This is a genomic window from Sorangium sp. So ce176 (assembly GCF_051519835.1).
In the GTDB taxonomy this organism is placed as follows: Bacteria; Myxococcota_A; Polyangia; order Polyangiales; family Polyangiaceae; genus Sorangium; species Sorangium cellulosum_G.
In genome coordinates, this window is sequence record NZ_CP150371.1 from 3,186,012 (window position 1) to 3,206,972 (window position 20,961).

General features: G+C 74.0%; 16 protein-coding genes. 10 read left to right on the top strand and 6 right to left on the bottom strand.

Annotation, left to right across the window (positions count from 1 at the left end):
* The first annotated feature begins 241 nt into the window (after nucleotides 1-241).
* From WMF42_RS12190 to WMF42_RS12220, 7 genes are all read left to right on the top strand, one after another.
* On the top strand, nucleotides 242-1,687 hold the full coding sequence (locus tag WMF42_RS12190) for a sigma-54-dependent transcriptional regulator (protein WP_061609278.1): 1,446 nt from the start codon (nucleotides 242-244) through the stop codon (nucleotides 1,685-1,687).
* Nucleotides 1,668-2,984, top strand: a complete 1,317-nt coding sequence (locus WMF42_RS12195; RefSeq protein ID WP_437691981.1) for a formylglycine-generating enzyme family protein — start codon at nucleotides 1,668-1,670, stop codon at nucleotides 2,982-2,984. Before WMF42_RS12190 ends, WMF42_RS12195 begins: the two co-directional genes overlap by 20 nt.
* A 227-nt stretch (nucleotides 2,985-3,211) precedes the next feature.
* Nucleotides 3,212-3,949 (top strand): hypothetical protein, encoded by a 738-nt coding sequence (locus tag WMF42_RS12200; RefSeq protein ID WP_437691982.1) that lies wholly within the window; start codon nucleotides 3,212-3,214, stop codon nucleotides 3,947-3,949.
* Nucleotides 3,946-5,286, top strand: coding sequence for an ABC transporter ATP-binding protein (locus tag WMF42_RS12205; protein ID WP_437691983.1), 1,341 nt, complete (start codon nucleotides 3,946-3,948; stop codon nucleotides 5,284-5,286). The genes WMF42_RS12200 and WMF42_RS12205 overlap by 4 nt, the downstream gene beginning before the upstream one ends.
* Entirely contained in the window at nucleotides 5,276-6,040 is a 765-nt protein-coding gene (locus tag WMF42_RS12210; protein WP_061609252.1) for a hypothetical protein, read from the top strand. The genes WMF42_RS12205 and WMF42_RS12210 overlap by 11 nt, the downstream gene beginning before the upstream one ends.
* A gap of 119 nt (nucleotides 6,041-6,159) precedes the next feature.
* A complete protein-coding gene (locus tag WMF42_RS12215; protein WP_233561778.1) occupies nucleotides 6,160-6,573 on the top strand; it encodes a hypothetical protein in 414 nt (137 codons plus the stop codon).
* Between the two features lie 83 nt (nucleotides 6,574-6,656).
* The gene (locus WMF42_RS12220) at nucleotides 6,657-7,199 is read left to right on the top strand and encodes a hypothetical protein (protein WP_437691984.1); all 543 of its coding nucleotides are present in this window, start codon (nucleotides 6,657-6,659) and stop codon (nucleotides 7,197-7,199) included.
* Here the strand turns inward: WMF42_RS12220 and WMF42_RS12225 are convergent.
* The 3 genes from WMF42_RS12225 to smpB all read right to left on the bottom strand — a co-directional run bounded on the left by WMF42_RS12225 (nucleotide 7,177) and on the right by smpB (nucleotide 9,625).
* On the bottom strand, nucleotides 7,177-8,652 hold the full coding sequence (locus WMF42_RS12225) for a DUF362 domain-containing protein (RefSeq protein WP_437691985.1): 1,476 nt from the start codon (nucleotides 8,650-8,652) through the stop codon (nucleotides 7,177-7,179). The two genes, WMF42_RS12220 and WMF42_RS12225, sit on opposite strands and share 23 nt — an antisense overlap.
* Nucleotides 8,653-8,777: 125 nt before the next feature.
* On the bottom strand, nucleotides 8,778-9,077 hold the full coding sequence (locus WMF42_RS12230) for a hypothetical protein (RefSeq protein WP_061609256.1): 300 nt from the start codon (nucleotides 9,075-9,077) through the stop codon (nucleotides 8,778-8,780).
* A complete protein-coding gene (gene smpB, locus WMF42_RS12235; RefSeq protein WP_061609257.1) occupies nucleotides 9,074-9,625 on the bottom strand; it encodes an SsrA-binding protein SmpB in 552 nt (183 codons plus the stop codon). The genes WMF42_RS12230 and smpB overlap by 4 nt, the downstream gene beginning before the upstream one ends.
* A 230-nt stretch (nucleotides 9,626-9,855) precedes the next feature.
* On the opposite strand from smpB, the gene WMF42_RS12240 reads away from it, so the two are divergent.
* The 3 genes from WMF42_RS12240 (at nucleotide 9,856) to uvrA (ending at nucleotide 17,330) form a co-directional block, all read left to right on the top strand.
* On the top strand, nucleotides 9,856-10,170 hold the full coding sequence (locus tag WMF42_RS12240) for a hypothetical protein (RefSeq protein WP_233561788.1): 315 nt from the start codon (nucleotides 9,856-9,858) through the stop codon (nucleotides 10,168-10,170).
* Between the two features lie 13 nt (nucleotides 10,171-10,183).
* Entirely contained in the window at nucleotides 10,184-11,668 is a 1,485-nt protein-coding gene (locus WMF42_RS12245; protein ID WP_061609259.1) for a collagen-like protein, read from the top strand.
* Between the two features lie 310 nt (nucleotides 11,669-11,978).
* Nucleotides 11,979-17,330, top strand: coding sequence for an excinuclease ABC subunit UvrA (uvrA, locus tag WMF42_RS12250; RefSeq protein ID WP_061609260.1), 5,352 nt, complete (start codon nucleotides 11,979-11,981; stop codon nucleotides 17,328-17,330).
* Between the two features lie 47 nt (nucleotides 17,331-17,377).
* On the opposite strand, the gene WMF42_RS12255 is transcribed toward uvrA, so the two are convergent.
* The 3 genes from WMF42_RS12255 to WMF42_RS12265 all read right to left on the bottom strand — a co-directional run bounded on the left by WMF42_RS12255 (nucleotide 17,378) and on the right by WMF42_RS12265 (nucleotide 20,764).
* Nucleotides 17,378-17,581, bottom strand: coding sequence for a hypothetical protein (locus WMF42_RS12255; protein WP_061609261.1), 204 nt, complete (start codon nucleotides 17,579-17,581; stop codon nucleotides 17,378-17,380).
* A 108-nt stretch (nucleotides 17,582-17,689) separates the two neighbouring features.
* Nucleotides 17,690-18,646 carry a hypothetical protein gene (locus tag WMF42_RS12260; protein ID WP_155798524.1) on the bottom strand — a complete coding sequence of 319 codons (957 nt, stop codon included), beginning with the start codon at nucleotides 18,644-18,646 and terminating at the stop codon, nucleotides 17,690-17,692.
* Between the two features lie 33 nt (nucleotides 18,647-18,679).
* Nucleotides 18,680-20,764: a protein kinase domain-containing protein gene (locus tag WMF42_RS12265; protein ID WP_437691988.1), complete on the bottom strand. Its 2,085-nt coding sequence runs from the start codon at nucleotides 20,762-20,764 to the stop codon at nucleotides 18,680-18,682.
* Nucleotides 20,765-20,961 lie beyond the last annotated feature (197 nt).

Genomic DNA, 20,961 nt, shown 5'->3' on the forward strand with positions numbered 1-20,961 from the left:
TGATCCGTCTCGCCGGCAGCGAGAAAAAGGAATCAGGGCGGACCTCGAGGCAATGCGGTCGCCCTGCCGGCCCGGCGGGCCGAGCTGTCGAGCCGGGCGACCGCCTGGGAAGCCCGCCGCCGTACAGCGCGCCGGCGCGCGCGGCGTCGCAGCGCGCCGACGCGCGCTCGGGGCGCCGGCGCGGCCGCACGGGCGGTCCCGACGCTTGCCCAGCGGCCGGTTCTGCTAGTCTCGCCCCGTGATGCTCCCCGAAAAGAAGCAGATCCTCGTCGTGGATGACGAGGCGAACCTCCGGCGGGTCCTCAGCGCCCAGCTCGGCCGGGATGGCTATGAGGTCCACACCGCCGAGGACGGCGAGGAAGGCCTCGCGTTCCTCAAGGAGCACCACATCGACCTGGTGATCACCGATCTCCGCATGCCCAAGGTCGACGGCATGGATCTGCTCCGCGCCGCGCTCCGCGACGACCCCTCGCGGCCGGTCGTGCTCCTCACGGCCCACGGCACGGTCGACAACGCCGTCGAGGCGCTCAAGACCGGCGCGTTCGACTACATCACGAAGCCGTTCGATCAGAACGAGGTCCGCGTCGTCGTGAAGAAGGCCCTCCGCACCCGCGACCTCGCGAGCGCGGACGCCACGCGCGACGTCTCCGCGGCGCAGCCCCGCGGCGGCTCCGACCGGTTCGGCATCATCGGCGAGAGCCCGCCCATCCAGGAGCTCTACGCGATCCTCGAGCGGGTCGCCGACACGCCGACGACGGTGCTCATCAGCGGCGAGAGCGGCACCGGCAAGGAGCTCGTCGCGCGGGCGTTGCACGAGAACTCCAGCCGGCGCGACCGGCCGTTCATCAAGGTCAACTGCGCGGCCATCCCGAAGGATCTCATGGAGTCGGAGCTCTTCGGCTACGAGCGCGGCGCCTTCACCGGCGCGGTAGCGTCCAAGCCGGGGCGCTTCGAGCTCGCCTCCGGCGGGACGCTCTTCCTCGACGAGATCGGCGAGATCCCGACCGAGATGCAGGTGAAGCTCCTGCGCGTGCTCCAGGAGAGCGAGTTCGAGCGGGTCGGGGGCATCAAGACCATCCACGTCGACGTCCGCCTCGTCGCCGCCACGAACCGCGATCTGAAGCGGGAGATCGCGGCGGGCACGTTCCGGGAGGACCTCTTTTACCGGCTCAACGTCGTCCCGATCGCGCTCCCCGCGCTGCGCGAGCGGAGGAGCGACATCCCCCACCTCTGCGCCCACTTCGTCGCGAAGTTCAACGCGCGCCTGAAGAAGAGCATCGAGGGCATCGAGCCCGAGGCGCTCGAGCGCCTGTCATCGCACGGGTGGCCGGGGAACATCCGCGAGCTCGAGAACGTCGTCGAGCGCGCGCTGCTCTTCGCCGACGGCTCGCGCATCCGCCTCGACGATCTGCCGGAGGAGATCCGCAGCGGCCCCAGCTCGTCGACCGGCGCGTCACTGCCGCTCGTGGCCGCGACAGCGGACGCCGCCCTCGCCCCGTCGACGCCCGACGGGCTCAAGGAGCAGGTCAAGGCGGCGATGAGCAAGCTCGAGCGCGATCTCATCGAGCGCGCCCTCAAGCAGACGCACGGCAACGTCACCCACGCCGCGCGGCTCCTCAAGATCTCGCGCAAGGGTCTCCAGCTCAAGATGAAGGAGCTGAACCTGCGTGAGCGCGACCCCGAGTGAGCTCGTGGGCCCTGGCGAGCACCGCGCCGACCGCACGCCGAGGGGGAAGGCCCTCGCCGCCGCCGTGTCGCTCGCGGGGCTCCTCGCCGCCTCTCTCGGCTGCGATCGCGGCGGCGCGGCGCCGGGCACGGACGCCGATCTCGACGCCGCGCCGCCCTGGGACGTGGGCCTGAACGAGCCGGAGCCGCGCCCGGGCATGGCGTGGATCCCGAAGGGCGTGCTCATCGCGGGCACGCCGCCGGACCGGCTGCCGCGCATCGCCGACGAGGAGATGGCGGGCGCGCAGGTCGTGATGCACGGCTTCTACATCGACCTTTACTCGTACCCCAACGAGGTCGGCGCGATCCCGACCACGAACGTCACGCAGGACGAGGCGCGCGCGCTCTGCGAGGCTCAGGGCAAGCGCCTCTGCACGGAGCTCGAGATCGAGCGGGCCTGCAAGGGCCCGGCGAACACCACGTACGAGTACGGCGACGCGTACAGGGCCCCGGCGTGCGCGACCGGGCAGAGCCGGGTGCTGACGCCGAACGGGGTGAACGCCGGGTGCGTAAGCGGGTTCGGCGTGCACGATCTCCACGGCGGCGTGTGGACGTGGACCTCGAGCCAGTGGCTGCGGGACAGCAGCAAGCCGGGGCTCGTCACGCTGCGCGGGGGCAACGGGCCGACGGGCGATCTCGTGGGGCGCTGCGCCCACGGGCGCGGCGTCAAGCCCGATACGCGCCGCCCCGAGGTCGGCGTGCGCTGCTGCGCCGGGGAGGTGAACAGCTTCGAGGTGGTGCTCGAGGTGACGCGCGATCGCCCGCTCCGGCTGGAGTCGCTCGTCGACGCGCGCGTCGCGGCGCAGCTCTCGCTGCTCGCGCCCGAGGAGGTGCGCGCCGCGGCCGGGCCCGTGCCGGCCGAGGACGCGTTCAAGGTGGAGCGCACGTGGACCTGGCACCCCCGGGGCAACGAGGAGCTCGTGCTCGGCGGCGGCTGCGCGCGCCCGGGCGGCGCGAAGACGGAGGCGCGCGGGCGCGGCAAGCGCGCGAAGCGCGCGCGCCCGGGCGACGGAACGACGTGCGGGCTCATCATCGCCCGGATGCGCTTCAGCGCGCCGATGCTGCTCGCGTTCGTCCCGTCCGACGTCTGGGAGCCGACGCTCGGGGAGACGGACTCCCCGCGCGAGCTCCTGCTCTACGGCGGCGACGCGCTGGGCGCCTTCCGTCGCCGCGTCACGTACGAGTGGGGGAAGATCGGCGTCGCCGACAAGGAGCGCAAGCGCAAGCACAAGGGCCGCCGCGGGCTCTCGTACGACTAGCTCCGGGTCGCCGGGCGTCGCGGCGAGCGCGCCGAGGCCGCCGGGCTGCGGGGCCGCAGAGGGGGTGGCGCCGGGCCGCAGCGGCAACCACATTCCGGGGGCGCGCTCGACCATGGCACATTGGCCTTGCGCCCGCGCGCCTGGAAGGGCAGCGCTAGCGGCGCGCCTCGCCGCTGCTCAGCTCGCGCGCTGCCTTGCGCTCTGCCCATACGCCCTACGGCCTCCCGATGACCCGCCCGCACGATCCCGAACCGCGCGATGCGCCGAGCAGGCGTCCGGACGATCTCGGGCGGCGGCGCGCGGCGCTCCGGAAGGCGCTGCGCGCCGCCGTAGCGCTGGGCTGCGCGCGGCTCCGCGGCGCGCGCGGCGGGCGGCTCGGCCTCGCCATGGCCGCGCTGATCTCGCTGGGGTACGGCGCCATGGCGCTCGTGCTCCGGCTGGACGACGGGACGACGTCGATGGAGGGGCTGCTCGGGTCCGCGGCGCGCGGGCTCGCGTGGGTGGCCGCTGGCCCCATCGCCCTCGCCGCGGCGAACGATCGGCCTGCGGCCGACCGCCGCGACGGCATCGAGGCGCTCGCCGCCGCGCGCGGGATCTCGCGGGCGTCGCTCCACGGCGCGCGTAGCCTCGCCGCCATGCTGGAGGTCGGGCGGGTCATCGCGCTCCCGCTGGCCGCGCTCTCGGTGCTCGCGGCGCTCCTCTCCGGCTCCGCGCAGCTCGCCTTGCAGCACCTGGCCTTCGGCGCGGCGCTCGCCCTCTTCGGCGTCGTCTCCGGCGTGACGCTCGGCGGCATCGCCGCGGCGAGCGGCCGCGTCGCCGGGCCGCGGGGGCGCGCCCTGTTCCTCTCGCTGATCCTCGTTCCCTGGGCGCTCGCCGATCTCGCCGGCGACTCGCGGTGGTCGGTCCCGGGCGCGCTCGGCGCGTTCCTCACGTTCGCGGCCCGCTCGGGGAGCCCGGTCGGATGAGCCCCGACGCGCCCATCGTGGTGCTCGCGGGCGTGCGCGCGCGCGACAGCGCCGGCGAGGCGGGGCGCTCTCGCGGGGGCCTCGTCGGCGTGGCGTTGGCGCTCGGCCCGGGCGTTCACGCCGTCCTCGGCGCGCCGGAGGACGGGACGCTGGCGCTCGCCGAGCTGCTCGCGGGGCGCGCCGCGCCCCTCGCGGGCCGCGTCGTCGTGGCGGGGCGCGAGCCGTTCCGGAGCGCTGCGACGCGGGCGCGGATCGGCGTTCTCTCCGTCGCCCCGGAGCTGCCCGACGGCGCCTCGGTGGCGTCCTCCATGTCCGTGGCGCTCCGCGCCCGCGGCGCGCCCCCGAGCAGCGCCGCGGCGCTGCTCGAGCCGCTCGGCGTCGCGCCGCTCCTCGCCCGCCGCACGGCCTCGCTGAGCTTCGCCGAGGCCCGGTCCGTCGAGCTGTCGCTCGCCCTGGGCGTGCCGCAGCCGCTCCTGCTCTGCCTCTTCGAGCCGTTCGCCGACGTCGCCGTGCCGTCGACGGAGCTGGTCCGGGGTCGCCTCCGCGCGCTCGCGGACGGCGGCGCCTGCGTCGTGCTGATCACGTCCTCGACCGTCGACGCGAAGGCCGTAGGCGACCGCATCCACGTGCTCGATCGCGGCGTCATCGCCCGGACCGAGCCCGGCGACGGCGAGCGGCTCGCCGGCGCCCCGATCCCTGTCGCGCCGGGCGCGGGGGGGCCCGAGGTCGAGCTCCACGTGCTCATCCACGAGCGGGGGCCCGACGCGCCCGGCGCCCGCGCGCTCGCCGCGGCGCTCGCGATCTCTCCCGCGGTGCGCGCCGGATCGTGGGAGCAGGGGCCGGCGGGCGCATCCTCGACGCTGCGGATCCGGGCCGCGGACAGGGAGGCGGCGGCGCTCGCGATCCTGGATGCAGCCGCTCGGGAGGACGTCACGCTCGCCGCGATCTGGTCTCCGACGCCGTCGATGCACGACGTGAGGGCGGCGACCGCGCTGCACCTGGCCGCCGTGCGCCCGCGCCGGCCGTTCGGCGCGCCTGTCGGCGACGCCGCGCCGCTGCCCGGCGCCGCGCCGCTGCCCAACGCCGCGCCGCTGCCCGGCGCCGCGCCGCTGCCCAGCGCGCCGCCCCAGGGGCCGGTCGCCGTGGCGGCGTTCGGCGCGCCGGCGCCGCCCGGCCCGGCGCCTCCTGCCCCACCGCCTTCCGGCCCGGCGCCCGCCGGCGCGCTGCCGTCGCCCCTCGGCGACGGCGCTTCCGGCGGACCGCCCGCGGCCGATCTATCGTCGCTGGCCGACGGTTCGCCGCGCGCCACGGAGACAGGACCCCACGATGGTCGGTGAGAGCGCTCCGATCGCTGCAGTCCAGCCGCTGCCTCCCGCCGGGGGGCACCTCGATCGGAGCGCGGGCGCGCTCCTGGCCGTCCGGCTCGGCGTGGAGCTGGCATTGAGCCGCCTCCGCGCGCGGCGCCCGCTGCTGGCGCTCGGGCTCGGCGTCGCGCTCGCGGTCGCGGCCTCGGTGATCGAGGTCGCGTTCGGCTCCTCCGGGGCCGTGGACCGGGCGCTGCTCGCGACGTTCCGCGTCGTCACGCCGCTCACGATCTTCGCCCTGGCCGCCGACGCCGCCGATCGGACCGCGCTGCGCGAGGCGGCCTGGCCGGCGGCTCGCTTCGGTGCCTCGTCCCACCACGTCGCGCTGGGCATCGCCCTTGCTGCGCTCCTGTCGTCCGCGGTGGTGGGAGCGTTGCTCGCCGTCGTGGTCGTCGCGATCGCCCATGGTCCCAGCGCCGCGCCGTTCGCTCGAGACGTGCTCATCAGTGGGTGGATCGGCGCGCTGACCGGCGCCGCCTACGCCGGCTGGTTCTCGCTCGGCGCTACCTTTCTGCGGCGCGGCCGCGGCCGCTTCGTGCCGCTCGTCGCCGACTTCCTTCTCGGCGGCTCGGCCGGCGTGGTGGGCGCGCTCTTGCCGCGGGGAAACGCCGTGAACCTCCTCGGCGGACCCTCGCCGCTCGGGCTCGGGCAATCCGCGAGCGCTGGCCTGCTCGCGCTCAGCGCCCTCGCTCTTGCGCTCGCCGCGGCGGCTCGGTGCAGGGAGTAACGCTGCGTGCCGGGGCAGCGGGGTCGCTCGGTCCAGCGCAGCCGCGACCGGCCGCCTGGCCTCCTCCGCGATGCCGCAAGGGGATGGCTTCATCCGCGCGTTCACGTACTCTTCAGGGAATGACTCACGGCGACGACGAGGCCACCAAGGCGGTCAACACGCCTCGTTCGGTCCTGCTCGTCGGTTCGGTGGAGGAGCTGGCGGCGCGGTGCAGGGGGATGTGCCTGCGGGCCCGCGTCATGCTCATCGTCGAGAGCGATCTCGCGGCGCTGACGAACACGGCCGTGGAGCGAAAGCCGCTCGCGCTGCTGTTCCCCGACGACATCTACGCGTTCGACAGCGCGGAGTTCGACGCGCTGGCGCGCGACATCCAGGCCGCGGTGGTCACCCTGGAGCCGGGCATCGCCGACGAGGTCATCGAGGCGCGGCTCGCCGAGGCGCTGCTCCGCGCCGAGCTCCTCCGGCAGCCCGAGCCCACATCGAGCCGCTACGTGCTCGTCCCTGACGGACCACGTCGCTCCAAGCGTCGCTGAGGGCGCTCTCCGGTCTCCCGCATGCCTCCGGTCCCGCAGTTGACCCCGTTGTTCCGCCTCCTGGCGACAAGGAGCTTCGTTTCTTGAAGGAGCTGCACCTCGACCCCGCCGCGTCCCGCCTGACGATCCGCACCCGTGCCGTCGGGATGCTTGCGCGCCTGGCGCACGACCTCGAGATCGCCGCGTCCGAGCTGCGCGGCCGGGCGCGGCTAGACGGCGACACCTGGACGGCCGAGCTCTCGATCCCCGCGACCGGGCTCCGTGTGGCGGGGGTCCTGCGCGGCGACAGCCTCGACCCGGACGCGCTCTCGGCCGGCGATCGTCGCGACATCGAGCGGCGCATCCGGGAAGAGGTGCTCCGAGGCACCGAGGTCGTGGAGGTCCGCGCCTCGGGGATCACGCGGGATCGCGCCGAGGTACGCGTCCAGATCGCCTCGGGGAGCGCCGCGCTGGCGACCCGCCTCTCCGCGAGCGATCGCGGCGAGGGCGCCGTCGAGGTGGCGGGGGGCTGTCAGCTCTCGATGGCCGCGCTCGGCGTGCGCGAGGTCAAGGGGCCGCTCGGGGCGTTCAAGGTGCGCGACGAGCTCGAGATCCTCTTCGAGCTCACTCTGCGGCCGGCGGGCTAGGCGGCTCGGACGGGAGCTCGGGGGCCGCCGCGCCGCGCGAGCACGCCCCGTGGACCTGGTAGGGCTTGCCGGAGAGCCGCTTCGCGAGCGAGGCCCCGCGCCAGGCGACGTACGCCTTGTTGAACTCGAGCACCTGATCGGCGGCGAAGTACGGGTTCTTCGTCTTGCCCAGCGTGACCAGCGTGAGCACCTGCTCCGCGACGCTCACGGGGCAGCCCTCGAGCCGGATGACGGTCTCGTTGCGGGCCATCGCGAGCTTGGTCGTCACCTTCACCATCTTCGCGAGGACGTCATCGTGCTTCGCCGTGTACGGGTCCCGCTCGCTCCGCTCGCGGTACAGGCTGTCGATGCTGATGAGCTGATCGCCGATCTTGCCCTTGTACGTCGCGCAGTCGCCGATGAAGACGACCTTCTCGCCCGGCTTTGCGTCGATGGGCCCCTCGTAGGCGCCGAACACAACGTGCATCCGCGGCATCTTCGCGTCGCACTCCTTGTCGTACTCGCGCAGGATCTCGATCGCCTCCTCGATCGCCCCCGGGCAGCCGCCCCAGCAGTAGTCGGTGTGCTCGGGCTCGGGCGGCGACCCCGCGTAGGCCGTGATGTTGGTGCCCTCGAAGTACTTCTCGACGCGGACGAGGCCCACCTTGAACCCCTTCGCCTTCTGCTGCGCCTCCTCGAGCGTCACGTCCCCCGTGATCTCGATCTCGCCGAGGTCCACCGGTCCGAACCCGCGCTCGGAGGCCAGGCGGATGTGCTCGACGCTCCGCGGATCGACGCCGATGATCTGACAGCAGACAGCGTCGAACGCGACCTGGTTGTTCCCCATGATGATGAGGCCCAGATCGAACGGCGACGGCGTGAGCATCCGGCCCTCGCCCGCGGTGATGGCGTCGATCGCGATGAACTGCGGCTGCACGATGTACTGGAGGTCGGCGACCTTCTCGTTCAGCCGGTGATCGTGATCGATGAGGCGGTGGCGATCGTCCTGGATCCCGATGTAGTTCTTCATCGAGAAGGTCACGGTGGTCCAGGGGTGCGACTTGAACTTGGGGCAGTTCACGAAGAAGTCGGCCTTCGCGACGGGCTCCGGCGTGAACACGTAGTCGCGCAGCCGGCCCTCGTGCGTGAGCGGGATCTCGACCTGCTGCTCTTCCTCGAAGTGGTAGTGCTTCACCCCGGTCCGGCGGAACATGGGGTAGTAGCCGGCGCCCTCGTACGTCATGCGGGTCGGGAGCGTGATGCCGCACCGCTCCCCCACGGCGAGCTCGGTCACGCGTCCGTCGTCGCGATCCTTGAGCGCGCCGATCACCCCCTCGATGAACTCGGGCCGCGTATAGGCGTGCGGGAAGTGCGCGCCCGAGGCGACGACGTTCGGCTTGATCAGCGTCCGGCCGTGCGGCCGGAGCGACAGCTCCTCGAGGCCGCTGCGCACGATGTCGCGGATCTTCGCCACATCATACGTCGAGCAGCGCCGTAGAATTACACGAGGGCGCGACGTAATTTTCATGGAAACCAGCGTAAGTGTCGCCGTGGATCACCGCAACACCCGCCGCTCCGCGAGCCGCTCCGCGGCCTGGATCAGCTCGGACGCTCGCCGGCGACGAGCCGTGCGAGCTCGGCGCGGACGTCACGCGTTGCGTCGATGAGCCGGCCCTCCAGCTCATAGATGCGCTCGGCCGGCGCCGGATTGTCCGGCGCATGGGGGGCGAGCAGGCGACAGCGGGCCACCTTCACCCGGATCGCCGTCCCGGTCGAGAGCGAGCCCTCCACGCGCGCGCCGGGGGCCGAGGAGGCGGTCGAGCGGAGCCGCACGCGGTCGCCGTCGAGCTCGATGAGCTCGGCCTCGCCGCCTTTGGACCAGGTGAGGTGCGGCGTCATTCCGGCCTCCGCGGGCGGGGGCGGTTCTCGCTGCGCGCAGCGCGGGGTGGGGCGCCGCGCCCGCCTCCGCCGCGGGCCCGCTCGATGGCCGCGCGCGCTTCACGCGCGGCGTCCTTCTCCTTCAGGCTCTCGCGCTTGTCGACGGTCTTCTTCCCCTTGGCGAGGGCGATCTCCACCTTCACGCGGCCGTTCTTGAAGTAGAGGCGGGTCGCGATCACCGTCATGCCCTCCCGCTCCACGCCCTTGCGGATCGCCTCGATCTCGCTCTCGTGGAGCAGCAGCTTGCGCGCGCGTTTCGGCTCGTGCCCGAACGCCGCCTGGGGCATCACGGGGATGTTCACCCCCTTCAGGAACACCTCGCCGTTCTCGATGGCGCACCAGCTGTCCGTCAGCTCGGCCGCGCCGTCGCGGAGCATCTTCACCTCGCTGCCGAGCAGGACCAGCCCCGCCTCGTACCGGTCCTCGAGCGTGTAGTCGAAGGTCGCGCGCTTGTTGCGCACGATGAGCTTCTCTCCCTCTCGTTCCTTCTCTTTGTCAGCGCGGCTCACGCGGCCGCATAGCGCGCGCGCCGCCGCCTGTCCACCGTCTCACCGCGCGCCCGCCGGGCCGGCGGAGCGCGCCGTTCCCTCGGGCGCGGCGGCGATGCCGCGCGGCGGCGGGGTCGTCGCTTGACGCCGATCGCCGTCGCTCGTCCAATGCATCTTGAGCACGACTTGCCGTCGGGCCGGAGGACTCAGTGAACCGCGGACTGCGCTTTTCCGCCTGGCTCGGAGCGGTGGTGATCGCCGCGTTGACCCCCGCGTGCAGCTGCGCCGCCGACCCGGGGATGGTGGGGCCTCCGATCGCGAGAGGCGATGGCGGCCATGACGCGGCCGCGGGCTCGGGCAGCGGCGGCGAGGGGCAGGGTGGGGGCGTCCTGGCTGCGGCGCGCGTCGGGACGAGCGAGACGGTGACAGCCGGCGAGATCGCGAAGAGCGCGCGCTACCGGATGGTGTTCACGCTCGGCCAGCCGACGCAGAACCAGGCGACGACGACGACACCTCGATATCGGATGCAGGGCGGGCTCATCGGGGCCAGCGAGAGCTCGCCATGAAGAGGACAAGGCGATGAGGGCATCGACGATCGCGCGGTACATGACGGCCTCCGCCCTGGCGGCGGGCGCGATCGCGGGCGCGGGGACCGCGGCCGCGGCGGTGCCGTCGACCATCACCCACCAGGGCCGGCTCTACGACGCGGAGGGCGCGCCCATCAACGAGACGATCGAGGTCGTCTTCGCCCTGTACGACGATCGCGATGCGTCGACGCCCGTCTGGAGCGAGGCCCACGCGATCACGTTCGAGGACGGCTTCTTCTCGGTGCGCCTCGGCTCGATCGTCCCGTTCCAGGGCACGATCTTCGACGGCGACGAGCGGTTCCTCGGCATCACGGTCGGCGACGACGTCGAGCTGGAGCCGCGCGCGACGGTCGCGAGCGTGCCGTATGCGCTCCTCGCCGGCAACGTGAGCGGCGACATCACGCCGAGCTCGGTCACGGTGAACACCTCGAACGGCAGCACGGTGCGGGTCGACCAGCGCGGGATCGCGGTGAACGAGACCGTGGTGATCAACGAGAACGGGCAGTGGGTCGGCTCGCCGGCGGGGCTTCAGGGGCCCGAGGGGCCGGCCGGTCCGGAAGGCCCCACAGGAGCGACGGGGCCGGCAGGGTCGCCAGGCCAGGCGGGGCCGACAGGGCCGGCAGGCGCCACAGGTCCGGTCGGGCCGAGGGGGCCGGAAGGCCCGGAGGGGCCGGCAGGGCCAGCGGGATCCATCGGGCCTGCCGGACCTGTGGGGCCAACCGGACCCGTGGGGCCGGCGGGTCCTGTCGGGCCGAGGGGGCCGGAAGGCCCGGCCGGGCCCGCTGGTGCCGCGGGGCCCAGGGGGCCAGAAGGCCCGATGGGACCCGAGGGCCAGATCGGTCCCGTGGGGCCGAGGGGTGCGGAAGGCCCGATCGGCCCGATGGGGCCAGCAGGTCCGATCGGCCCGACGGGGCCGGAAGGTCCGATGGGCCCGGAGGGACCTCCTGGGCTCGACGGCGCTGTCGGCCCCGCGGGCCCCACCGGGCCGCAGGGGCTGCAAGGGCCCCGCGGTCTGACCGGCCCCGCCGGTCCGGTCGGGCCACAAGGCGTTCTGCTGTCGTTGATGGTCCACGGGATCGGCCCGCACGACGCGCTGCCGGCCGGGATGCCTGTCGATTTCTTCGGGCCCACGGCATCGGTCGAGATCTCGTCGACGAGCCAGTCGATCTACGCGACCGCCCATCGATACCTGGGAGCGGAGACCCTCCCGGCGGACAACCTCAACCTGTACATGTGCTACCAGCGGGTTCGTTCAGGACCGTCCGGCCCGGTCCTCGAGGAGGTGCGCGTGGCCGGCCTCGGCATGACGGGAGGTCGTGTCCCGGCGCGCACGCGCGTGTCCTTCGGGCTCAGCGCCGTGATCACCGGCCTCACCGCAGGCACCTACAACATCGGGATGTGCGGCCAGACCTTCAGCGCGAACTGGGTCAGCAACGACTACGGCTACCTCTCGCTCCTCCTCGTCAACGGCGGCTAGCCGCTCGCGTCCGCCAGCCCCTCGCGAGCAACGTCGTTCAAGTGCTCGCTGCCCGCCGTTCCGATCGAACCGGACAGACACGAGCGCGTGAGCCCTCCTCGCGTGCCGTGAGCGCACGGACTCGGCACGACACGCGATAATTTCGCGCTGAAGAACGCAAAGCTGCGGCGCACGTGCGCCGGTGTGCCGCCCACGCACGATCGTCCGCGACGCTTGGACGCTCGACTGAAAGGGGGCTAAACACTCGCGGTTTCACGCGGGCCTGTCCGCTCCGGACGCCATCCCCGCGGGCCCACCCTTCCGCGCCTCTATGCAATCCATCTGTCTCCGCGGCGCCCGCACGCACAACCTCCAGGGCATCGACCTCGACTTCCGGCCCGGCGAGCTCGTGGCCATCGCCGGCGTGTCCGGGGCCGGAAAATCCTCGCTCGCGCTCGACACGCTCTACTCCGAAGGACAACGCCGGTTCGTCGAGAGCTTCAGCCCGTACGCCCGCCAGTTCCTCGAGCGGCTCGAGCGGCCGCCGATCGATTCGCTCGAGCCCGTGGCGGCCGGCGTCGCCGTCGATCGCCGCGCGCCGGTCAAGAGCTCGCGGTCGACCGTCGCCACCATGGCCGATCTCGAGCCGTACTTCTGCGCGCTCTTCGCGCGCGAGGCGGTGCCCGTCTGCCCCTCCTGCGACGCGCCCGCCGCGCGGACCGACCCCGCGCGCGCGGCCGACCTCGCCGCGAGCGCGCACGAGGGGGCGACAGCGCTCGTCACGTACCCGATCCCCGTCGCGGGCACCGAGCGCTTCCTCGACGTGCGCGAGTCGCTGCTCTCCGCCGGCTACCGTCGCCTGCTCGTCCGCGGGGAGGCGCGCGACATCGACAGCGTGGCGCCCTCCGAGGCGCTGAGCGGCACGGACAAGGTCGAGGTCATCGTCGACCGCGTCCGCGTCGCCCCCCGGGAGCGCCGGCGCCTCGGCGCCGCCATCGAGGAGGCCTGGAAGGGCGGCGGCGGCGACGCGTCGCTCCACCTGCACCGCAAGAGCGAGGAGCCGAACGGCAACGGGGCGGGGTCGACGCGGCTCCGGCTCGTGCGCGGGCTCGCCTGCCCCTCGTGCGCGCGCGCCTTCGATCCGCCGCGCCCGGGGCTGTTCTCGTACCAGTCCCCGACCGGCGCGTGCACCTCGTGCCGCGGCTTCGGACGCACCCTCGGCATCGACTACGACAAGGTGATCCCGGACCCGGCGAAGTCGCTCGCGGGCGGCGCGATCCGCCCCTGGAACGGCCGCTCGACCACGTGGGAGCGCAAGGTGCTCCGCGCGTTCTGCGAGCGGAACGGGATCCGCACCGACAGGCCGTGGCGCGAGCTCTCCGAGGCGCAGCGCGCGCTCGTGCTCGAGGGCGAGGGCACGTGGAACCAGGGGAAGTACCCCGGCGTGAAGGCATGGTTCCGCTGGCTCGAGACGCGCACCTACAAGATGCACGTCCGCGTGCTGCTCGCGCGCTACCGCACCTACGACGTCTGCGGCGCGTGCAGCGGCAAGCGGCTCTCCCCCGAGTCGCTCCTCTACCGCGTCGGCGGCCTCGATCTCGCCGCGTGGCACGAGCTCGAGCTCCGCGACGCCCGCGCGCGGCTCGAGGCCGAGCGCCCCCAGACCGGCCAGGGGGAGATGGCGCGCCGCGAGCTCATCGCGCGGCTCGGCTACCTCGAGCGGGTCGGGCTCGGCTACCTCTCGCTCTCTCGACAGGCGCGCACGCTCTCGGGCGGCGAGGCGCAGCGCGTCGCGCTCACCGCGGCGCTCGGCACCTCGCTGACGGGCGCGCTCTTCGTGCTCGACGAGCCGACCGTCGGCCTGCATCCGACGGACATCCCACCGCTCATCGCGGCCATGCGCGAGCTCGCCGACCGCGGCAACGCCGTGCTCGTCATCGAGCACGAGCCCCTCGTCATCCGGGCGAGCGATCGCGTCGTCGAGCTGGGCCCCGGCGCGGGCAAGCAGGGCGGGCGCGTCACCTTCGACGGCCCGCCCGAGGGGCTCGCCGCGCGCAGCCCGCTGGTCGCGGCGCGCGCGGAGCGCCGCACGCCGACCGGCAAGATCTCGATCCACGGCGCGCGCGAGAACAACCTCCGCGACGTCACGGTCGACATCCCGCTCGGCGTCGTCGCGGCGATCACGGGGCCGAGCGGCTCGGGCAAGAGCACGCTGGTGAGCGACGTGCTCTACCGGCACATCGCGCGGGCGCGCGGCTACAAGGACATCGAGGCGCCCGGCCTGTACAGGCGCATCGAGGGCACGGCCGACATCCGCACGATCACGCTCGTCGATCAGGCGCCGCTCGGGCGCACCTCTCGGGGCAACCCCGCGACCTACACCGGCGCCTGGAACCGCGTCCGCGCGCTCTTCGCCGAGCAGCCGGAGGCGGCGGCGCGGGACCTCGGGCCCGGCCACTTCTCGTTCAACGTCGCGCTCGGGCGCTGCGAGGCGTGCTCGGGCGAGGGGAGCGAGACGATCGAGATGCAGTTCCTGGCGGACGTGTCGCTGACCTGCCCGACCTGCAAGGGCAAGCGGTTCCGCGACGAGGTGCTCGAGGTGAAGCTCGACGGCCGCTCGGTCGCCGACGTGCTCGATCTCTCGATCGACGAGGCGTTCGACGCCTTCGCGCGGGAGCCCGCGGTCCGGCGGGCGCTCGCGCCGCTCAAGCAGCTCGGCCTCGGCTACCTCACGCTCGGCCAGCCGCTCTCGACGCTCTCGGGCGGCGAGGCGCAGCGGCTCAAGATCGCGCGCGCGCTCGGCGAGCCCTGCGCGGGCGCGCTCTTCCTCCTCGACGAGCCGAGCGCCGGCCTGCACCCGGAGGAGGTGAAGCACCTCAACGCCGCGCTCTCCGTGCTCGTCGCCGAGGGCGCCTCGGTGATCGTCGTCGAACACGATCTCGACGTCATCGCGGCGGCCGACTGGGTCATCGATCTCGGACCGGGCGCGGGCAGCGAGGGCGGGCGCGTCGTGGCCGAAGGGACGCCCGAGGAGGTGGCCAGGACGACGGGGCGGACCGGCAGCTCGCTCGCGGACTGGTTCGCGCAGCGAGGAGAGGGCGCAGCGCGGCGACCGCGGCGCGGCGGGGCGGCCGCGGCGACCGCCGCCCCGAAGCCCGCCAAGCGCGGCGGCAACGGCGCCGCGCGCGCGTCGCTCGACCGGGGGCGGATCGAGGTGGAGGGGGCGCGCGAGCACAACCTCGCCGAGGTCTCGACCGTGATCCCGCACGGCCAGATCGTCGTCGTCACGGGCCCGAGCGGCTCCGGCAAGAGCACGCTCGCCTTCGACGTCGTCTTCGCCGAGGGCCAGCGGCGCTTCCTCGAGACGCTGACCCCCTACGCGCGCCAGTTCCTCCCCACGCTGCCGCGGCCGGACGTCGACCGCGTCACCGGCGTGCCCCCGTCGATCGCGCTCGAGCAGCGCACCACGCGCTCCGGCGCCAACTCGACCGTCGCGACAGTGACCGAGATCGCGCACTACCTGCGGCTGCTCTACGCCAAGGTCGGCGAGGCGCGGTGCCCGGACTGCGACGTGCCGATCGAGGCGCGCTCGCCGGACGAGGTCTACCGCGCGCTCCTCTCGACGCGCGGCGCGCGGACGCTCCTCGCGCCCGCGGTCGTGGCGCGCAAGGGGACGTACCTCGACGTGTTCACCGCCGCCGCCCGCGCCGGCATCACCCGCGCGCTCGCCGACGGTGAGCCGTGCGCGACCGATAGCCCGCCGCGCCTCGACAAGCGCCGCGAGCACTCGATCGATCTCGTCATGTACGAGGGGCGCATGGACGGCCTCGATCGCGCGCTCTTCGATCGCGCCCTCGCCTTCGGGCGGGGGGCGGTGAAGCTCGCCGGCGGCCGCGGCGGCGAGCAGCTCCTCTCCACGACGCGCACCTGCCCGCGCTGCGGCGTCGGCGTCCCAGAGCTCGATCCCCGCTGGTTCTCGTTCAACACGAAGCAGGGCCGCTGCGAGGCGTGCGAGGGGACGGGCGCCTCGGATTTCGACGACGACGCGCTCGCGACGCCCGATCCGTGCGAGGCCTGCGCGGGCTCGCGCCTCGCGCCGATCCCGCGCGCCGTGCGCCTCGCCGGCGAGCGGTACCACCAGGCGTCCGGCCGGTCGGTCGCCGCCGCGGCCGCGTGGGCGAAGGGGCTGCGCTTCACGGGTGATCGCGCGCTGATCGCCGAGGCGCCGCACAAGGAGCTCTGCCGCCGGCTCGACTTCGTCTGCGAGGTGGGCCTCGGCTACCTGACGCTCGACCGGCGCGCGTCCACGCTCTCGGGCGGCGAGATGCAGCGCCTGCGGCTCGCGGCGCAGCTCGGCAGCGGCCTCACCGGCGCGCTGTACGTGCTCGACGAGCCGACGATCGGCCTGCACCCGCGCGACACCGATCGGCTGCTCGACAACCTGCGGCGGCTCGCCGCCATGGGGAGCACCGTGCTCATGGTGGAGCACGACGCCGACACGATCCGCGCCGCGGATCACCTGATCGACCTCGGCCCCTCGGGCGGGCGCAAGGGCGGCCGGATCGTCGCGGCAGGCGCGTCGCGCGAGGTGCTCGCGAACCCCGACTCACCGACGGCCCGCGCCCTCGCCGGTGAGGGCGCCCTGCTCAGCGCGCGCCCGGCGCGCCCTCCGGCGCGCGAGCACATCGAGCTGCTCGGGGCGCGCGCGCACAACCTCCAGGGGGACGCGCTCCGGATCCCCGCGGGCCGGATGACGGTGGTCGCCGGGGTGTCCGGCTCGGGGAAGAGCACGCTGATCCAGAAGGTGCTCTACCCTGCCGCGCGCCGCGCGCTGAAGCTCGAGGCGCCCGAGCCGGGCCCGCACAAGGCGCTCAAGCTGCCGAAGAGCATCCTCCGGGCGGTGGCCGTCGATCAGTCGCCCATCGGGCGGACGCCGCGCTCGGTCCCGGCGACGTTCCTGGGCGTCTGGGACGAGGTCCGCAAGCTCTACGCCGCGTGCCCCGACGCGCAGGTGCGCGGCTACGGCCCGGCGCGGTTCTCCTTCAACACGGCCTCCGGCGGGCGGTGCCCCGCGTGCGAGGGCCAGGGCGTCATCGCGCACGAGATGTCGTTCCTGCCCGACGTGACAACGCCCTGTGAGGCGTGCGGCGGCGCGCGCTTCGAGCCGGCGACGCTCGACCTGCGCTACCTCGGCCTGTCCGTCGGCGAGATCCTGGATCTCACCGCCGAGGAGGCGGTCGAGGTCTTCGCGGCGCACCCGCGGATCCGCGCGCCGCTCGCGACCATGTGCGATCTGGGCGTTGGCTACCTCCACATCGGCCAGGGCTCGCACACGCTCTCGGGCGGCGAGGCCCAGCGGCTCAAGCTCGCGGCGGAGCTGACGGCCGGCGCGCGCCCCAAGCCCACGCTCTACGTGCTCGACGAGCCGACGACCGGCCTGCACCTGGCGGACGTGACGCGGCTGGTCCGCGTGCTCGATCGCCTGGTCGAGCGCGGCGACACGCTCGTGATCATCGAGCACCACCCCGCTGTCATCGCGTGCGCGGATCACGTGGTGGAGCTGGGCCCGGAGGGCGGCGCGGGCGGGGGGCGCATCGTGGCCGAGGGCACCCCGCGCGAGGTGGCGCGCCAGGCGACGGCGACGGGCGAGGTGCTGAAGAGGATCTTCGCGAAGGCGACCTGAGCGAGCGCGCCGTCGTCGGGGGGGCGCGCTCGCCTCGGGGTCGCGGGTCAGGCGTCGGAGCGCTTCGCGTACTGGTACGCGGTGTACGCGGAGATCAGGTGGCAGATCCAGCCGAGCCAGCCGCCCGTGCCGATCCACAGGCCGGGCGTGACGATCAGCCAGAAGATGCAGCGCAGAAACGCGCCGTTGTAGAGCTGCCCAACGCCCGGAACGAGGAAAGAGAGGACTGCGGCGATCCCGGATTTGCTCATGGCATCGGAACCTGCTCACCCTGACCGCCATGTCAAGCGGGCTCAGGGGGAGCCCGGATCGCGCCCGCCGCGCCGCTGTCGGCGGCGGCGCTGGCGGCGTGGATCCGCTCAGTTCCTGCCTGGCAGGACGATCCTCCGCCGGCCCGACGAGGACGTGGAGGGCGTGGGCGTGGGGGTCGTCGCGGACGGCGTCGTCGGGGTCACCGGAGGCGTGGTCGCGGTGGGCGTGGTCGCCGGAGGCGTGGGCGTGGCGCCCGCGTTGGCCGTCGATGCCGGCTTGGGTTGTGTCTTCGGCGGCGGCTTCGGGGCTGCCACGGGGACCGGATCCGGCGGGGGTGGCTCCGGCGTGGTGGCCGCGGGCGGGGGCGGCGGCGCGTCACCGGCGACCGACACGGGGGTCGGCGGGGGCACATCGACCGCGGGCAGCGTGGCGTCGTCGGACGAGCTTCCGCTGCGCGCCATGAAGTAGGCGGTCGCGCCGCCCCCGAAGACAACGAACGCGCCGAGTCCGATCAAGGCGAGCGGTAGGCCGGAGCTCCTCGGGCGAGGCCGCGCGGGCATCGGCGCCGCGTACGGCGGGGCGGCGCCCGGCATCTGGTGAGCGCTCCCCGCAGGGTACCCCGGCGCGCCGGCAGCCCCGGGGCCGCCTGGTGCGCCGAACGGCGATCCGCCGAAGGCGCCGGCGGGCGGCGGCTGCCCGTAGGCGCCCCCGGCTCCGGGGGGACCGTCGTACGTCGCCGTTGCACCAGGGCCATACGGTCCGGCCCCACCTGCCGGCCCTGCACCGTACGCGCCCACCGGCGGCGCGCCGTACGCGCCCGGAGGAGCGCCGTAAGCGCCGGGCGGCGGGGCGCTGTTGTTCCCGCCCTCGACGATGGTCCGCGGGACACTCGCGCCTGCGGCTCCTGGGTCCTGCGGCGCGGCGCCGGGAGGCCCGGGGAAGGCGCCCTGAGGCGAGTTGCTCCCCGCGAGCGGAGGCTCGCCGGGCACTGTCTTGCCAGGGCCGTACATGCCGCTCGGGGGCGCAGGCCATCCGGGCGGCGGACCGCTATTCTGGTTGCTCATCGGGATCGCATCCTACCGTGCGCGCCGGGCGAGTCAGTTGTTGGGTACGATGATCACGCGTCGTCGAGGCCTCTCGGGCGGCGTGCTGGGCGTGGTGGTCGTCGGCGGGCTGGTCGTCGGCGGGCTCGGCGTGGTTGTCGTCGGCGGGCTGGTCGGAGGCTGTGCGCTGGTCGACCCAGGGAACGGGAACGGGGGGAACGTCGAGGGGATGACGAGGGGCGGCAGCGTGGGGATGATCGTCGTCCCGCTCGGGCGTGTCGGCGGTGTCTGCGTCCCCGTCGCGCTCGGCGCCGTCGGGGGCTTCGAGGTCGAGGTCGAGGGCGGCTTGGGCTGAGGCTTGGCGACGACCGGCGGCGGCTCGACCGAGGGCGACGTCACGGCGGGGGGCGTCGTGGCGGGCGGCGTCGTGGCGGCGGGGCCGGGATCCGGGGGGACCGTGATGGCCGGCTGGAGCGTCGGCAGGGTGGGCGTCGCGTCCGCCTGCCTCCCGCGGTTGACCTCGTTGGCGATGTACAGACCGCCCACGACGGCGCCGGTGATCCCCGTGGCGAGCAGCAGGATGGTGAACACCGATGTCCCGCGCCGAGGTGGCTGCGCCCGGTGCGCCGAGCCGCCGTGCGAGGCCCCGGGCAGCGGCTCCATCGGCGCCGTCCCGGGGAGGTACCCTTGCGGGCCGCCGCCGTAGGGCCCTCCGAAGCCGGGCGCCGGGCCGCCGTTGAACGCGCCCGGGGGCGCCGCCGAGGTCCGGCCCATGAAAGGAGGCGCGTTTCCGACCGCCGTCCCGCCCGGGCGCGGCGACACGTCGAACGGCCCAGGCTCGTGGCTCGTGGCCGGAACGCCGGGCATCCCGTGCGGCGGCATGTAGGGCGCGGCGTTCACCGTCGCCGGCTGCCCGACCGGAGGGTAGCCCCCGTGGGCGAAGTACGGACCCGACGAGGGCTCCGGCCTGGGCGTGAACCCCGGGGCCGACGCGGAGGGGCCCCGGGCGTCCGACGAGAAGCCCCCCATGGGGGTCGAGGCCCCGGGCGCTCCCGGGGGGCCGCTCATGGCGCGCTGCGCGCCGTCGTCCTCCGGCGGGATCGTCTTGGGCACGGCGCTGATGCGGCCGTCGCCCATCGGGTTGGTCGCGGGCGCCAGCGCGGAGGGCGAGGCCATCCCTGGCGCAGCGAGGGCCGCCGGCAGGGCGGAAGCGGACGACCGCGCCAGGCTGACCTCGGAGGGCGAGGGCGTGAGCGCCGACGGGGCGCGGGCGGCCCGGGCGAACGGATCGAGCGCGCTGCGAAGCTCGGCGGTGGTCGCGAACCGATCGGGCGGCGAGGCCGACATCGCGCGGTGGATGGCGGCGCAGAGGGCGGGCGCGAGCTCGGGGGCGAGGTCCGAGAGCCGCGATATCTGGCCCGACAGGTAGGCGCCCGCGATCTGCTGGGGCTCATCGCCGCCGACCGGCCGGCGGCCGGCCAGCATCTCGAAGATGATGACGCCCAGCGAGAAGATGTCGGCGCGCGCGTCCACGGAGTCCGCCGAGTACGCCTGCTCCGGGGCCATGTACTCGGGCGTGCCCATGATCACGCCCGGGCGCGTGAGCCCGCGATCGAGCTCCCCCGTGACCTTCAGCTTGGCGATGCCGAAGTCGAGCAGCTTGATGAGCGGCTCCCCCTTGGTCGTCCTCGTGATGATGACGTTGTCCGGCTTGAGATCCCGGTGGACGACGCCCGCGCGGTGGGCGGCCTCGACGCCCTCGAGCATCTGCATCGCGTACTCGAGCGCGTCGGCGTACGCGAGCCGGACGCCCGCCCGGTACAGCTCCTCGTAGAGGGCCTGGAGCGTCTTCCCCTCCAGGTACTCCATGACGATGAACGCCAGGCCGGAGGCCGTCTGGTCGACGTCGACGACGCGGACCACGTGCGCGCTCTGGATCTGCGCGGAGACGCGCGCCTCCTGCAGGAAGCGCTGCACCAGGCCCGAGCGGCGGGACAGCTCGGGGTGGAGGAACTTGAGGGCGACCGTCGTCCCCAGCACCTCGTGGCGGGCTTCGTAGACGCTCCCCATGCCGCCGTCGCCGATGATGCGCACGAGTCGGTACTTGTTGTTGATGACCTGGCCTGCCTGCGGACGCATCGATCTCCGTTGAGGGCGCTGGGGCTGGAGTTGCTCGGAGAGTCTCACAGGCTGGTAGACGAACGTCAGCCCCATTTGTGCGACACAAGGTCGCGGTGGTCGCGATCGGCACCGTTTTTTCGGCGACGCAAGCCCTATCCGTCCCGTCCGGGTCCCGTCCAGGGCAGCCATACCGCCGAGGTCGCAATCCCCGGTCC